This is a genomic window from Streptomyces sp. NBC_00510 (assembly GCA_036013505.1).
In the GTDB taxonomy this organism is placed as follows: domain Bacteria; phylum Actinomycetota; class Actinomycetes; order Streptomycetales; family Streptomycetaceae; genus Actinacidiphila.
The window spans coordinates 10,083,249-10,097,094 of record CP107851.1; the positions used below are offsets into that span (position 1 = coordinate 10,083,249).

10 protein-coding genes and 1 pseudogene are annotated in these 13,846 nt (G+C 67.3%); 6 read left to right on the plus strand and 5 right to left on the minus strand.

Features of this window, described 5'->3' with window-relative positions; genetic code table 11:
- The first annotated feature begins 9 nt into the window (after nucleotides 1-9).
- The 4 genes from OG937_45990 to rbsK all read left to right on the plus strand — a co-directional run bounded on the left by OG937_45990 (nucleotide 10) and on the right by rbsK (nucleotide 4,185).
- Nucleotides 10-588 carry a hypothetical protein gene (locus OG937_45990; protein ID WUD78534.1) on the plus strand — a complete coding sequence of 193 codons (579 nt, stop codon included), beginning with the start codon at nucleotides 10-12 and terminating at the stop codon, nucleotides 586-588.
- Complete coding sequence (locus OG937_45995) at nucleotides 585-1,397, plus strand: ABC transporter ATP-binding protein (GenBank protein ID WUD78535.1); 813 nt, start codon at nucleotides 585-587, stop codon at nucleotides 1,395-1,397. Before OG937_45990 ends, OG937_45995 begins: the two co-directional genes overlap by 4 nt.
- Nucleotides 1,394-2,992 carry an ABC transporter permease subunit gene (locus OG937_46000; protein ID WUD78536.1) on the plus strand — a complete coding sequence of 533 codons (1,599 nt, stop codon included), beginning with the start codon at nucleotides 1,394-1,396 and terminating at the stop codon, nucleotides 2,990-2,992. Before OG937_45995 ends, OG937_46000 begins: the two co-directional genes overlap by 4 nt.
- Before the next feature lie 236 nt (nucleotides 2,993-3,228).
- Entirely contained in the window at nucleotides 3,229-4,185 is a 957-nt protein-coding gene (gene rbsK, locus OG937_46005) for a ribokinase (GenBank protein WUD78537.1), read from the plus strand.
- Between the two features lie 18 nt (nucleotides 4,186-4,203).
- Here the strand turns inward: rbsK and OG937_46010 are convergent, their stop codons facing one another.
- On the minus strand, nucleotides 4,204-4,518 hold the full coding sequence (locus OG937_46010) for a helix-turn-helix transcriptional regulator (protein WUD78538.1): 315 nt from the start codon (nucleotides 4,516-4,518) through the stop codon (nucleotides 4,204-4,206).
- Nucleotides 4,519-4,800: 282 nt separating this feature from the next.
- On the opposite strand from OG937_46010, the gene OG937_46015 reads away from it, so the two are divergent.
- Nucleotides 4,801-5,868: a restriction endonuclease gene (locus tag OG937_46015; protein WUD78539.1), complete on the plus strand. Its 1,068-nt coding sequence runs from the start codon at nucleotides 4,801-4,803 to the stop codon at nucleotides 5,866-5,868.
- A 252-nt stretch (nucleotides 5,869-6,120) separates the two neighbouring features.
- Here the strand turns inward: OG937_46015 and OG937_46020 are convergent, their stop codons facing one another.
- Nucleotides 6,121-11,145, minus strand: coding sequence for a caspase family protein (locus OG937_46020; GenBank protein ID WUD78540.1), 5,025 nt, complete (start codon nucleotides 11,143-11,145; stop codon nucleotides 6,121-6,123).
- A complete protein-coding gene (locus OG937_46025; protein WUD78541.1) occupies nucleotides 11,142-11,498 on the minus strand; it encodes a hypothetical protein in 357 nt (118 codons plus the stop codon). The genes OG937_46020 and OG937_46025 overlap by 4 nt, the downstream gene beginning before the upstream one ends.
- Before the next feature lie 414 nt (nucleotides 11,499-11,912).
- Here OG937_46025 and OG937_46030 point away from each other — a divergent pair.
- A pseudogene (locus tag OG937_46030) lies at nucleotides 11,913-12,100 on the plus strand (MFS transporter).
- A 162-nt stretch (nucleotides 12,101-12,262) separates the two neighbouring features.
- On the opposite strand, the gene OG937_46035 reads toward OG937_46030, so the two are convergent.
- Together OG937_46035 and OG937_46040 are read right to left on the minus strand one after the other, a co-directional pair.
- On the minus strand, nucleotides 12,263-13,339 hold the full coding sequence (locus OG937_46035) for a response regulator (GenBank protein ID WUD78542.1): 1,077 nt from the start codon (nucleotides 13,337-13,339) through the stop codon (nucleotides 12,263-12,265).
- The gene (locus tag OG937_46040) at nucleotides 13,332-13,577 is read right to left on the minus strand and encodes a hypothetical protein (GenBank protein ID WUD79087.1); all 246 of its coding nucleotides are present in this window, start codon (nucleotides 13,575-13,577) and stop codon (nucleotides 13,332-13,334) included. Before OG937_46040 ends, OG937_46035 begins: the two co-directional genes overlap by 8 nt.
- Nucleotides 13,578-13,846 lie beyond the last annotated feature (269 nt).

Here is a 13,846-nt window from a genome sequence, read left to right on the forward strand (position 1 = left end):
AGCCGAGTCATGCCTGCTCACCACTCGAAAGACCCCTGGACCCGCGTCACCAGCGTGCACGGGTTCCCGGCCGATGAACTGATCGCCGCGCTGCAGAAGTCGATCCGGCGCGGGCTGCTCGACAACGCGCTGCTGGTCGCGCGGGAGATGTACGAGACCAGTGCCGAGCTCGAAGAACACCTGTGGATGCGGTTGTCGGTGATCAGCTGCGAGGACACCGGCGACGGCAGCTTCCAGGAGCCGATCGTGATCAACACCCTCTACCAGATGCACCAGCGCCTGGACCGCAGCTTCGGCGACCGATGGCTGTTCGCCGTCCACGCCGTCCGCTTCCTCACCACGCGCACCAAGGACCGCACCACCGACGAGCTGGCCAACCTCACCGTTCACGACATCAACACGGGCAAGCGCCCCGATGTCCCCGACTGGGCCCTGGACGTCCACACACGGCGGGGCCAGGAGATGGGCCGCACGGTCCACGACTTCTGGACCACCCACTCACACGTCGAGAACGAACTCCCCAACCGCGATCACCAGTACCTGGACCGCATCAAGGAGCTGCTGGCCTCCGGGGAGTGGCAGGCATGACCACCGCCATCCCGAGCCAGGGCACCACCGGCACCCGGCGCGGCCTCACCGCCGAGGGCCTGGGCCGGACGTTCGCCACCAAACAGGGCGAAGTGGTCGCCCTGTCCAATGTCGACCTCGCCACCCGGCACGGCGAGTTCACCGCACTCCTGGGGCCCTCGGGGTGCGGGAAGTCGACCCTGCTCAAGATATTCGCCGGACTCGACCAGCCCACCAGCGGCGCCGCAACCCTGGACGGGAGCGCTCCGGACGCGGTGCGCAGGCAGCACCGCATCGGGGTCGCGTTCCAGGACGCCGCCCTGCTGCCCTGGCGCACCGTGAGCGCGAACATCGCCATGGCCTACGAGGTCGCGGGCCGGCCCACCGACAAGGCGGCCATCGCCGACCTGGTCTCACTGGTCGGCCTGAAGGGTTTTGAGAAGGCCCGCCCGGCTCAGCTGTCCGGCGGGATGCGGCAGCGCGTGGCACTGGCACGGGCACTGGCCCTCGAACCGGACGTCCTGATGCTCGACGAGCCGTTCGGTGCCCTCGACGAGGTCACCCGGCACCGGCTCAACCTGGAGCTTCAGCGGATCTGGCAGGAGCGGGCCATCACCACGCTGCTGGTCACCCACTCCATCAACGAGGCCGTCTTCCTCGCCGACCGGGTCGTCCTGATGGCAGCCCGGCCCGGTCGCATCGTCGAGGTGCTCGACATCGAACTCGAGCGCCCGCGCACCGCGGACATCATGCGGTCGCCGCGCTTCCACGAACTGTGCGACCACCTGTCGGCCGGCCTGTACGGCGAGTCCACGCGGGAGCCACGATGAGCACCGCTCCCCAACCCGTGATGGTTGCAGGGCTCAGGTCCGCACTGCTGCGACTGGCGCCCGCCGCCGTGATCGTGGCGCTGTGGACGCTGCTGGCCCTCTCCTTCACCGGCCTGCGGGTGGTGCCCACACCGCTGGCCGTCATCCATGCCTTCCTGGACGACCTGCCGGTCTACGGCCCGAACCTCACCTCGACGCTGTCGGTCGCCGGCGTCGGGTTCCTGGCCGGCAACGGTGTTGCACTCGCGCTGGGTGTCGTGTTCGTCCAGGTGCCCTGGGTCGAGCGTCTGCTGCTGCGGATCGCGGTGGCCAGTTTCTGCGTCCCGCTGGTCGCCATCGCCCCGATCCTGGTCGTCGTGCTCCCAGGGGACGCGCCCAAGCAGACATTGTCCGCGCTGTCGGTGTTCTTCACCACCTTGATCGCGGTGGTACTGGGACTGCGTTCCGCAGACCCCGCCTCACTGCAGGTCGTGCGGTCCCTGGGTGGCAGCCAGTGGCAGGCGATGTTCAAGATCCGCTTCTTCGCCATGCTGCCGAGCCTGTTCGGAGCGCTTCGGATCGCGGCGCCCGCGGCACTGCTCGGCGCGATCATCGGCGAGTACCTCGGGGCGAGCCAGGGGCTGGGCGTCATGCTCGTCCAGGCCCAGTCCTCCTTCCAGGTGCCGCGGACCTGGGCAGTAGCGCTGGTCATGTCAGCCCTCGCCGGCCTGGCGTACGTGGTCTTCGGCATCATCGGACGCCTCCTGACACCGTGGGCCGCCCACGACGTCACCCTCGTGACCGCCTCCCAGCCGCCCCCACCCCCTCGCCGGACGTGGGCGGCGATAACGATCCCGGTACTCGGCGTCGCCGGCTCCATCGCGATCGTGATCGCCTGCTGGTACGCGCTGATCGCGGCGTTTGACCTCAACGCCTACTTCGCCAAGACGCCACTGGATGTGCTGCGATTCATCACCTCCAGCCCCGAGGCGCCGGAGAATCGGTCGGCGCTGTGGAGCGGACTGAAGATCACCCTGACCGACGCCGGAGCGGGATACCTGTTCGGGACCCTGGCAGCCACCGCCACCGCCCTGCTGATCGTCACCTCCCACACCTTCGAACGTGCCGTCATGCCGGTCGCCATCGCGCTGCGATCCGTTCCCCTGGTCGCCATGACACCCCTGCTGGCGCTCGTCTTCGGACGGGGCCTGACCGGGGTCACCGTCATCGTCTCCATCGTGACGTTCTTCCCCACCCTCATCAACGTGGTCGTCGGGCTCCGCTCCGCCCCCGCCCTGGCCACCGACGTCGTCCGCTCGCTGGGCGGCTCGGACACCCTGGCCACCCGCAAGGTGCGCGTCCCCTACGCCCTCCCGGCGTTCTTCGCCGCCGCCCGCACCGGCGTCCCCGGCGCCCTCGCCGGGGCAACCCTGGCCGAATGGCTGGCAACCGGGCAGGGCATCGGCTCCATGATCGTCCAGGACTACGCAGGATCACGTTTCGATGCACTGTGGACGGAATCCGTCATGATCGTGGTGGTGTCCGTGCTCTTCTACACGGCCATCAGCGCGCTCGAACGACCTGTCACCAGACGATTCGCCGTCGCCGGCACATAGCTCGAAACCACCAAGGAAACCGCCCCCCTTATCGGCCCTTCCCGCCGCGGAATGCCGGGCCCGAACCCGCCGCCACGAACCCCAAGAGGCGCCCGCGGCAGCAGGTTCGGGTCCGGCACCCGCCCGGGATCCGACCAGACCCCGGGCACACCAAGACACAAACACCACTGCGCAGGGCACAGCCACATGGCCGTGCCACTGCCCCCGCCCATGTCACAAATAGGAAGAGGACCGCGATGACCCGCAACGGTGTTCTCGTCGTCGGCAGCATCACCGCGGACGTCACCGCCTTCAGCCGGCGGCTGCCACAACCCGGCGAAACAGTCCTGGGCGACGACTTCACCCTCGTCCTCGGCGGCAAAGGCGCCAACCAAGCGGTCGCCGCCGCCCGGGCCGGCGCGCCCACCTGGATGGTCGGCTGCGTCGGACAGGACCTCTTCCGCGACATAGCGCTGGACGGCCTGCGCACACACGGCGTACAGACCACCGAGATCCGTACAGTCCCAGGCCGCACCGGCGTCGCGCACATCCGCGTCGACGCCTCCGGCGAGAACGACATCGTCATCACACCGCTGGCCAACACCGCCCTCACGCCCGACATGGTCGACGCGAGCATCGCCAAGACCCGCGACCACACGCGCGTCATGCTGCTTCAGTTGGAGGTCCCGGCCGAGGTCACCCGCCACGCCGCGCGGGCGGGCGCCGAAGCCGGGTTCACCGTCGTGCTCGATCCGGCTCCCGCACAGGTGCTGCCGGACGACATCTGGGCGCACGTGGACATCGTCACCCCCAACGAGAGCGAGGCCACCGCCCTGACCGGCATCGCCGTGGACAGCCCCGAGGCCGCCGAACAGGCCGCCCGCTGGTTCCTCGACCGGGGCGTGGGGCACGCGCTGATCACTCTCGGCGGGGCCGGGGCGGTCTCGGTCACCGCCGGGGCAGTCCGGCACGTCCCGGCCTTCCCGGTCACCCCCGTCGACACCACGGCGGCCGGTGACGCTTTCACCGGCGCGCTCGGCGCAGCGCTGGCCGCCGGCCTGGACACCGACACCGCCGTACGACGCGGCATGGCCGCCGGAGCCCTGGCCATCACCCGTCCCGGGGCGAGCCCCTCGCTCCCGGACCTGGCCGCAGTCTGCGCCCTGCTCGCCACTGCCGATTCCGCAACCGACCTGGAAGGAGCCGCCTCGTAAGCCGCAACAACAAAACGCTCAACGGGCAACTCGCCCGGGGTCGGTGATGAGCTTCTGGATCTCCGGCGTCGGGCGGCCCGCTGCTTTGAAAAGGGCGTCGCCGCAAGCGAGTGCCTCACTCAGCTTGGCGATGGCGCATTCACTGAGCCGGTGACGGTACTGCCCGCGCTCCAGGCGCGAGAGCACGCTGCGGTCAAGACCGACGGCCTGCGCCAGCTGCTGCCGTGAGAGCCCTGCTTTGCCGCGGTACTCGCACAGCGCGGCAGCAAAAGCCGCGGCTGGCCACCCTTCGGAGCCTGATTCCCGAGTTCTGTCGCCGGTCACATCGAACACGGTGTCAGGTGGCGGGTGCATGCTTCAACCGACCGGTGTGTCTTGTGTGCACAAGACACACCGGGCAGTCGGCGAGACGGGCAAGCCCGACACTGAGGCGTGCAGGAGGCCGCAGCCGCCGCGGGACTGATGAGCTGACCGTCCACGGGCAAGCCCTACCGCGGAGGGCGCATGGCGGCCTCTGACCTGTGCCCGGCAAAGAGCCAGCCGGCTCCAGCGCACCCTGGTCTGCAATCCCCCGGAACCGTGGTGAACGGGCGCGCGGTTGGCTAGGGTCCCGGCATGATCAGACAGGCCGCGCTGCGCGGCTACCTTCTCGAAGAAGTCCTGGCCTGGCTGCTGAGGTCCAGCGGGTACGAGGTGCTCACCGCGCAGGACGACCAGGGGAGTGCGCCGTGGAAGGTGTTGGAGGTGCGCAACCACGGCTTGGTGGTGCGCGGCCGGGGAGCGTGGCATCAGGCTGACGCGCTGGGACAGTTCCGGTATGTGCCGCCGTTCTCGCTGCCGGTCCGCCTGTTCGTCGAGGCGAAGTTCACGGGCACCAAGGTGGGGCTCCCCACGGTCCGCAACGGCCACGGCGTCGTGCACGACGTCAACGAGAACGTGATCACAACCGTGGCCGCAGGCACTGGCGGCCCGCGCCGGCCAAGGACGCGCTACCACTACAGCTACGCCATCTTCTCCACCTCCGGATTCAGCCAGGACGCCCAGGAGTTCGCTCTCGCCCATCAAATCTCCCTCGTCGACCTGTCGTTGCCGGACTTCAAGAAGCTGCGCAGTCTGGTGCGCACGGCGGCACAGGATGTCTGGGCCGCGATGAACGCGATGCCCGCTGCTGAGCGTCCGATGGTGTACCAGATACGCAACTACCTGCGTCGGCCGCTACTGGACTTGTGGGAGGGACCGGTTGTTACCGACCCCTCGGTGACCGCTCCTCTTGACGCCCTGGCAGAGGGCCTGCGAAGCCGGTCCACCCTGGGACTGATGCTGGCGTTTCCCGCGGCGCCGTTCGTCCTCGGACTGGCCTCCGACGACCTGTACGCTTTCGTGCGCTACGCGCGCCAGCGGCCTACGCACTCCGTCCACCTGCGCCGACTCCGCCACGCGTCACCGCACCCGGTATGGCAGATCCGGCCGGTGGAGGAACCGGACGCCTATGCGCTGACGTTCGGCCTGCCGGAACAGGTCGAGGCATGGATCCTTGACCAGGACGAAGGCGGCCGGTCCCGCACGCGCTGGGTGAAACAGAGCATGCTCTCCGCTATGACCCTGTACTGGATGGACGGCGACCATGCCCACACCTTCCAGCTGCGCTACGAGCCTGCCGAACTGCGTGAGCATCTCGCCTGACGCTGCCCGCACCTGTCCCGCCTGGTCCAGTCCCGCGAACCTGTGCAGCTGAGGAAGCCGGGGACTCCGACCATCCCGCGTTCCACCGCTGGGCGGCTGACTGCCCAGCGGCCGGTGCCACGATGCGCCGGTCCAGTCGCCACGGTCGGGTGATCTCGGTGAGCTCCGAGAAGGCGTCCAGGGGCTGCGACGGCCCCCGGCAAGGCGTGTCCGTGCATTCGGGGCTCGGTGAGGTGGGACAATCGCTCGGGGCTATCTCAGCCCGACGTGCTCTTGCACCTCGAAGTTCTCCCCAACCGCACGGGAGCACACCGAGTTGAATCCACTCACACTGTGTTCCCGGGCCGTCAGCAGGAGGCGTACGGCTTGTTGGAGCTGTGGCCCCCGCCCCTGAAGGAGGGGGCGCGGGAACGGATCCGGACTGTGTAGGAACTTCGCGGCTAGAGTAACGGCACGGCCGCGTTCGAACTTTGTCACGATGGATTCGTTGCCGTGCGCCTCCTGCAGGACACGGCAGGCGTCGAAGCAGTCATAAGCTCGTCGGGCGTGGCCTGCTGCGTCCAGTGCAGTGCTGGAGTCGGGTGCCGGTTCGGACCCGTGAAGCGTCTGGTAGCGGGCAACCAGATCGGCGGCCCGATCGAGATAGAGCTTTCCGAGCCCGCCCAGCAGCTGCATGCTGGTGAATTCGGTGAGCAGTAGTTCGCCGAGAAGCTCGGAGGTGAACTCTCCCAAGTCCCCGTCGCCTGTGAGAGTGTCAGCGGTGCTGGGGTGGGGAGGGGTGTCGTGCGCACTGTCCGAGACGGTTCCGGGGGCGCCGTCGCGGTCAACGTGACTGTCGAGGAAGTCGTCCAGTAGATCCCGGAGCGGGTTGTGTCCCACTCGTTCACTACCACCCTTGGTAGTGATGCGAACCCTGTCGCCGACACGATCGGGGCTCCGGTCCTGGCCGTAGTGGCGGCGTTCCAGGAAGCGCCCGATCGCGCCCGCATAGTCGCCGCCGACGACGGTCTCGAAAGCGGCGTCGATAGGTTCCCAGTTCACCGGCTCGCCCAGTCGGATGGCGACCCGTTCCCGGAGGACCACGGCCAGCCCGATGCGGCTGCTATCGCTCAGGACGGCGTTCAGGTGCTCCCGTGCATCGACAAGCCGTGCGTGCCAGTCAGTCCGGTGATCGGGGTTGGAGAATTCCACGTCGGCGAGCATTGCCTCTGCGGCGGACAGTCGGGCAACGCGTCGGATCTCGCCGTTCGGCGCCGTGCGGGCGAGGTACTCGTAGAGAGCGATGGCCTTGCTGTAATTCCAGATGTAGCGGCGGAAGCCGGCCTCGGCGGCGATCAACCGAGCGTCCCCCGGCCAGAGGGCTGCGGCCGCGCGAAAGACCTCGAAGACTGAGGCGTTGTCGACCTGCGGTGTCGGGGTGTTGGGGCCGGGGCCGATGCCCTTCTTCCTTTCGTCCTTGGCCACCTTAAAGTCGAGGACGCCCTTCCAACGACGGTATTCGCGTTCCAACCGCATCTCCAAAGCACACAGTTCGATCGAAGGGCCGTAACGGTGACGGTGTGCCTTCAGCTTCTGCTGGCGTTCGCGGTAGATCGCCTCGATACGGCGCCGCTGGATTACCGGGTGCAGCCGCAAAAAGTCTTCGCCAGTCCTCTGGGCGGCACCGCGCAAACTACCCTCCTCGAACCAGTCCGAATCGAGACAGGTGAGGTCGAGCAGAGCGTGGGCGTGCGAGCGGACGTCTCTCCGCGCCAACCAGCTGCGGACCGCCTTGACACAGACCCGACGGCGTTTCTCCGCCGCCTCACCAGATACCCCGGTGCGTGGAGCGGACCGCCGGATGTCAAGGACCTGCCTGAGCCAAACCGAGTACGAGAAGGCAGTCGGGGCGAGCTCCACTGCGGCACGGGCATATTCCTCTGCTTTCGCCAGCCGGGTGCGTGCCGCACCGAAACGCTGGTTCTCACGGAGAGCGCGGGCGAGGAACCCGTACGCCTGTGCCAGGGAGCTCAGGACCTTGGCAGCGTCCCGGTCGTTTAGCGACGGGATGCGTCTTCCGGCTTCGGAGGGGGGCTGGAAAGTGGTTCCGGCCCTTGCCACCTCTTCGTGACTCGCGGCAGGAAGGTGCGCTAGCAGCTCCACTGCCTCCTGGGCCCCGTTCTGTTTCAGGGCGGGATCGGTGCACCGTACGTGGACCTTCCGCAGAAAACCTGCCGCAGGGATGCAGATACTCGGTGGCCAGGAGCGCCTGTCGCCCCAGGATCGCTCCAGCGACTCCATAACGAGGGTCCGGGTCTCGACTAGTTCCTCATCGGTAGAACTCTGCTGAAGCAGTAGAATGGCCGCTTCGAAGAGGCGCATGGACCAAAGTGGCAGCTGTTCACCTTGCTCATGCGCAAGTTCCACGCCTGAGACGACGCTTCGCACCACGTCGAGCAGTTCCCGGCGGCTCTGCGCAGGGTCCAGGTGGAGACGGCTGCGCACCCGGGCGATACGGCTGTTGAGCTGAAGCCGCGAGTGGATGCTGCGAGGTGTGCCGTCCTCCTGGGGAAGCTCCTCGGCCACCAGGTCCTCGGACTTCCCTACGAGTTCCCGGGCTTCGCTCAGCCGGTCCGCGTCGATTAGTGAGTCGGCCGTGTTGAGCAGCCAGGAAACGGCCAGGGTGATACGACTGGCCTGCCCGGGACCGCGTTGGCGGGCTCCGAGGAGCAGCACGTCGATAGCGGCCAACCTGACATCGAGGAGACGGGCTCTGAGCCTCAGCTTGTTGCCTGTGAGAGCCAGTGAAGCGTCTGCAGAGCGCAGCAGGGTGTGAGGGACCTGCTCGGGTTCGCAGTTGGCGAGCGCTGCAGAGAATTCCGTGGCGGCGGCCACGAATTGCGCACCGGTCTCTGCGGCAGCGCCTTCGGCGCGGGCGGCAAAGGTGAGAGAGGCCACCCCGTGGTAGAGGCGGTAGAGCGCGGCCAGCGGGGCGATGCTCTCATCACTGATTGGCGTGCTGGTCGGACGCTCGGATGCGGCGGGCTCGGTGGCGGTTTGCTCTTCTCGGGGAGCCGGCTGCACCAGGCCCTCCGCGGACGCCGGAAGGTAGGGGGCGTCGCCAGCAGGCGCCACGACGAGGGAGCAGATGACGTCATGCAGCGCTGGGAGCCGCTTTCCGCCTTCGTCCTCAATCCATCCGAGAGCCGAGCGGAGCCTCATCTGGAAGGCGTTGTTGACCTTACTGTCGTCGGCGTCCAGCGCCCCGGCGGCGGTGACCAGCAGCGAGCTTGCCGCTACGGCGAGGCGACGGTCCACATCGGCGGTATCCAGCTCGGGAGGAAAGAGGCTATCGAGGAGCCCGGAGTCCAAGATAGGTGGAGCGAGCGGGTCGTCCACAGCCTCGCCGCGGGTCATCGCGGCAATGACCAGAGAGCGCAACGCCTGCTCGCTCGCTTGCCCCAACAACAGGTGCCCAGAGGCAGCGGAAGAGAGGACGCGTGCGTCTTCCAGTAGCACCAGCGTGCGGCGCGGGAACCCGACGGAGGGGCTCTCCAAGACGTGCCGAGGCAGGGCAAGCTGATCCGAGAGAGCCCAGACGGCGAGGATCGCGAGCGGTTCCGGGCCTTCGGGCTTGTCAGTCCCGGTGATGAGGCGGCAATCGAGTTCAAGCAGGGTCTTGGCCACACTGGGGATGGTTCCCTCCAGCAAGGCGGTGGCCACGGCGGCCGGGTCGGGCGTGGTGGTGCCGCGCTCGGCGCTACCGAGATAGCCTTTCGCGCTGTGGTTCAGGACACCCGGTAGCCTCAGCCGGCGGTCCTGGATGCGGGCCAGGACGTCGTCACCGTCGACTGTCACACGTTCGTGGGCCATGAGAGCAGTAAGGAAATCTGCGGCCTCTTGCTGCTGAAGCTCCTCCAGCCGGACGGGAACCTGAAGATCTAGTTGGTCGTCTCCGTGGACGGTGAGGCGGACACGGGAGATGACGATGTTGGCCGTATCCCGGAAATAGGGGTGCGCGAGCAGTCGATCGAGCTCGCCGCTGATCTGGCGGGGTTCGTATCCCAGGCGCCCGCAGTCGATGACGAGGAGCAGAGTGCGCCCACGGGCATGTTCCCGGAGCCCGTCGATGACCAGTTCGCGACGGGGGTCGCCGTCGGTCTCGATGTCTTGGGAGACGTCCTGGAGGCGGACCTCCAGCGCGGAGGCGAGGGCCTCCAGGACCGGAGACTCGGCACTGGCATTCAGGATTGTGATCTCCAGTAGCAGCCAGGGTTGTTCTGCTGGCGCGGATTCTTTAACACCGGGGGTGGCCAGCAGTTGGCGGACGAACGCCTTCTTGCCGGCATAGCGGGGTCCGTGCACTGGGAGTACGGTGCGTTGCCGGAAGCGGCCCAGGGCGGCTTCCAGTTCCTGGGTGCGGCCGGTGAAGGTGGCCTCCGGAGCAGGCCAGGCCCGAAAGCCGTTCGGCAGAGACCGCTGGAGGCTGGCGGTCTCGGCGGTGATCGACGGGTAGGTGTGCGGGATACGGGGAGGTGCGATGTGCAGACGGTTACGCAGCCATGGCCGTTCCGCCCAGTTGGCCGTTGACTGGTGTGGCACGAGATTGGTCGTATCTGTGTCGTCAGAGCCAGCAATCATCTCGTCCACCGCATCGAACGCCCACTGTGCGGACAGGCTGGCCCGTGTCTCCTTTACGCCCTCGAACGCCTTGAGCAGGGCTCCGGTGAAGAAGGTGGTCTCGCGTCCGGAGTCGCCAAGCGCAGTGTGCTCCTCCGACGCGGCGGCCATGACGAACCACCCGCGCTCACTACCGGCGGGCGTGGGCTCCCCCGGCACGGAACGGATGGCGCGGCCGGCGTAGCAGCAATCGAGGATGAGCAGTTTACGCTCGGCCCTCTTGCCTTCCCGGTCGACGGTCTGGAAGACCTCGCTCATCGACACCATCGAGGCCGAAGGGTTGGCGAGGTTTCCGGTGTCGTGTGGTGCCAGGTAGAGCATGCCGTCGTGGAGCTGGGCGTGGCCCACGAAGTAGAGCACGAAGATCCCGCCGCGCTCGGAACTCCGGTAGCTCGTTGCGACGGCGTCAAGCATGTCGGACCGCGTCAGGTCGACCTCGTGCTTCAGCCGCCCGCGCGGCACTCCCCACAGCTCAGGATCCAGGAAGGCGGCCCTGAGCTTGTGGAGATTATTCTCGGCAGCGGGGACGGGGGCCAGATGGGACCTCGGGTATGTGCTGCCGCCAATCAGTAGGACACTGGCGCAGGAGGGGTCGCTCTTCTCCTCGTCCGGGTTCATCGCAGTTCCTTGAGAACCGTGGCTATTTCCTTTGCTTCCCCTTCTAGCGTGAGCTCGGAGCGCCGGGTGCCGTCGGGAAAGTCGGTGCGGATGACATGGACCTTGAGGGCGGCTCCATCCGGTTCGCGCAGCCGCTGTACGACGTGGTCATAGAGCATCTGCACGAGCACCGGAAGCATCGCGTTCTCTCCGAAGAACTGGAGTACCTCCATGGCGCCGAGCGCGCCCTTCTCGACCTCGGTGACGGAGCGGTCGACCTGAACGCCCTGCTCTTCCAGCTCCTCGCGCACAGCCGTCTCAATCCTGCGTAGCTCGTCCGCCCGGCCACCCTCGATCTTCACCACAACGTCCATGTGTCCCCCTGGGTGTCACCATCTGACGAACATCAGGCATCAAGGAGCCCTACTGTAGCGAGAGTTCAGAGTTATGGTCGCCGCTCGCCCTCGTCAAACCCAGTCCCTTCCGGCTGCCTTCCGCACCCGCAGAGATGGGCTCTGCTGCGGAGCCGCCATTCCTGTCCCTGCACACCACCGTCGTGCTGCCCCAGTAGCCAGCGCCATACTGGTCGGCATGACCGCGGCCGGCTTGAGCGTGCCGCTGCTGCGCTCCCTCATCGGCCGGTCCCGTTGAGCGCTGCGCGGTACAACACACAACAGATCTTGGTGCTGGCCCGCGGGGAGGCACAAGTGGGATCGGCTCCTTCTTCGGGCGGGACGCTCCCGTCGGGTGGATCCTGCACGTCGCCCCGGCGTGGCCGGAGCCTGCCCCTCGCGCTGATCGCCGTCGCTGCCGCTCCCAACGCCGCGGTCTTCGGAGCCGGATGGCTGCTCGCAGGGGTCGCCATGGTTGCGACCTTCTACCAGCCAGCTTTCGCGCCTTCGCCCGATGCTGGGGCGACCAGCGCGTCCGTGCCCTGACCATCGTCACCCTGGCCGACGGTCTCGCCTCCACCGTCTTACGCCGGGCTCATCAACTTCCTGATGCGGGAGTCCTCCCCGCCGACGGGGGCCGCTGCGAACAAGCCCCTGCTCGCCGCCGCAGAGACGGCGAGGTCTCGAAGCTGCCCGAGTCCATTGAGCAAATGCACTGGAGCATGTTCCCGTTGTTCTCGGTGGCGTTATGAGACGTGTCGCTCCAGGTGGATGGTGGTGAAGACGGCGACCTTGGCGCGCAGGACCCAAGGGTCAAACGGTTTGCCGATGTAGTCGACGGCGCCGGCCGCGTACCCACGGGCTGAGTGCTCCGCGTCCACTCCCATGGCAGTCAGGAAGATGATGGGGACGTCCCGGGTCCGGGGGCGGCGCTTAATATGAGCACAGGTCTCGTATCCGTCCATTCCCGGCATCTGTACGTCCATGATGATGACCGCGAAATCGTCGTAGTCCAAGAGCGCCTTGAGCGCTTCTTGCCCGGACGACACGGTGACCATCTCTTGGTCGAGCGTGGACAAAACAGCAGTCATCGCGAGCAGATTGTCCGGCTGATCGTCGACGATCAGGATCCTGGGCATACCCCGCGGTGTGGCCGGCAGTTTCGCAGTCGCTGCCTCCTGCACTGCGTCCAGTTGGCGTTCGAGCAGATTGCAGCGGTCCTCCGCGGCAGCACGCTGGGCTCGTGCCTCCCTGAGGTCCGCTCCGAGCCGCTCGACTTCCCGCTGCAGCACGTTGCGCTCGGCAATAAGACCGCACACATCGGGATGAGCTGCCGCGAGTTCGTCCGCTCGCTTCCGCTCCTCGTTGCGTTCGGCCTCCAGCTGGTTCAGACGCGTCTGCAGGTCGGCGATCCGCTGCTTCCTGTCCAGCAGCGCATCGCCCAGAACGTCGCCACGAACGCTGGACCGCCGGGAGACCCTGTCGGCGTCGGCCAGTTGCTGCTCCAGGATCTCGGCAGCGTGCTTGGGGGAGGAGGCGGCATCCACGGCCGACCCGTACAACTCGCGGACGAACTCGATGGCCTCGATGGTGACCGCGGTTCCACGGTGCTCGGCGACATCCGCGAAGAGGTCGTTGATGACCTGCCATGGCGGTAACCGGGTGCCGTTCAGGTAGCGCGAGAACGTTCCCGGGTCGCGCTGGCGCCGCGCCGCGTACCGCCGCACGGATACCTCCAGGCCTTCAAACAGCTCCCGCAGAGCCTGAGCAAGAGCACGTGAAGCGTCATTGAGGTCATCTCCCAGAGGCCGCAGCTCACCCATGGCGCTCCCCCTCTGCGACACCGGTGCCCGCAGGCGCCGACGGCTGCACCGCGCTGCTGTCGGAATCAATGAGGCGGTTGAAGAACGGGACAGCCACGCCCGCCACGGTCAGACCCGCGAGCACGCTGCGCGGCGCCCCTTCCCCGGCCAGGGCCGTCAGCCCACCGGCTGCCGCGCCTGCAAGCAAGGCGAGCAGGAACACCAGCGTCGCTCTCAATGACAGCAACGGACGGTCCACCACGTACTCCATTCATGCAACCCACCCCCACAAGAGCGGAACGTGACCCCCATCCAGCCCAGTGCGGATGGGGAGTCCAGAATGAAGCAAGCCCCAGGTGTTGCATCCCGGGATCGGGCAATAGCGGCGGCCAAGTATTCGGCTGCAACGCCCCCTACCCGACTGTGGCGAAACGTCTGCGCTGGTCTACAGACGGGCGCTACCGAACGTTGCCATCGTGTTGCTCTGCAACGGTGCCAACTCCCGCAACGCCGCGAGCCGAGCCGTCA

Excerpts from the sequence above, each read along its gene's own strand:
- OG937_45995 (WUD78535.1), top strand. The coding sequence starts at position 585 with ATGACCACCGCCATCCCGAGCCAGGGCACCACCGGCACCCGGCGCGGC.
- OG937_45990 (WUD78534.1), top strand. The coding sequence starts at position 10 with ATGCCTGCTCACCACTCGAAAGACCCCTGGACCCGCGTCACCAGCGTG.
- OG937_46000 (WUD78536.1), top strand. The coding sequence starts at position 1,394 with ATGAGCACCGCTCCCCAACCCGTGATGGTTGCAGGGCTCAGGTCCGCA.
- rbsK (WUD78537.1), top strand. The coding sequence starts at position 3,229 with ATGACCCGCAACGGTGTTCTCGTCGTCGGCAGCATCACCGCGGACGTC.
- OG937_46025 (WUD78541.1), bottom strand. The coding sequence starts at position 11,498 with ATGGACGTTGTGGTGAAGATCGAGGGTGGCCGGGCGGACGAGCTACGC.
- OG937_46020 (WUD78540.1), bottom strand. The coding sequence starts at position 11,145 with ATGAACCCGGACGAGGAGAAGAGCGACCCCTCCTGCGCCAGTGTCCTA.
- OG937_46015 (WUD78539.1), top strand. The coding sequence starts at position 4,801 with ATGATCAGACAGGCCGCGCTGCGCGGCTACCTTCTCGAAGAAGTCCTG.
- OG937_46035 (WUD78542.1), bottom strand. The coding sequence starts at position 13,339 with ATGGGTGAGCTGCGGCCTCTGGGAGATGACCTCAATGACGCTTCACGT.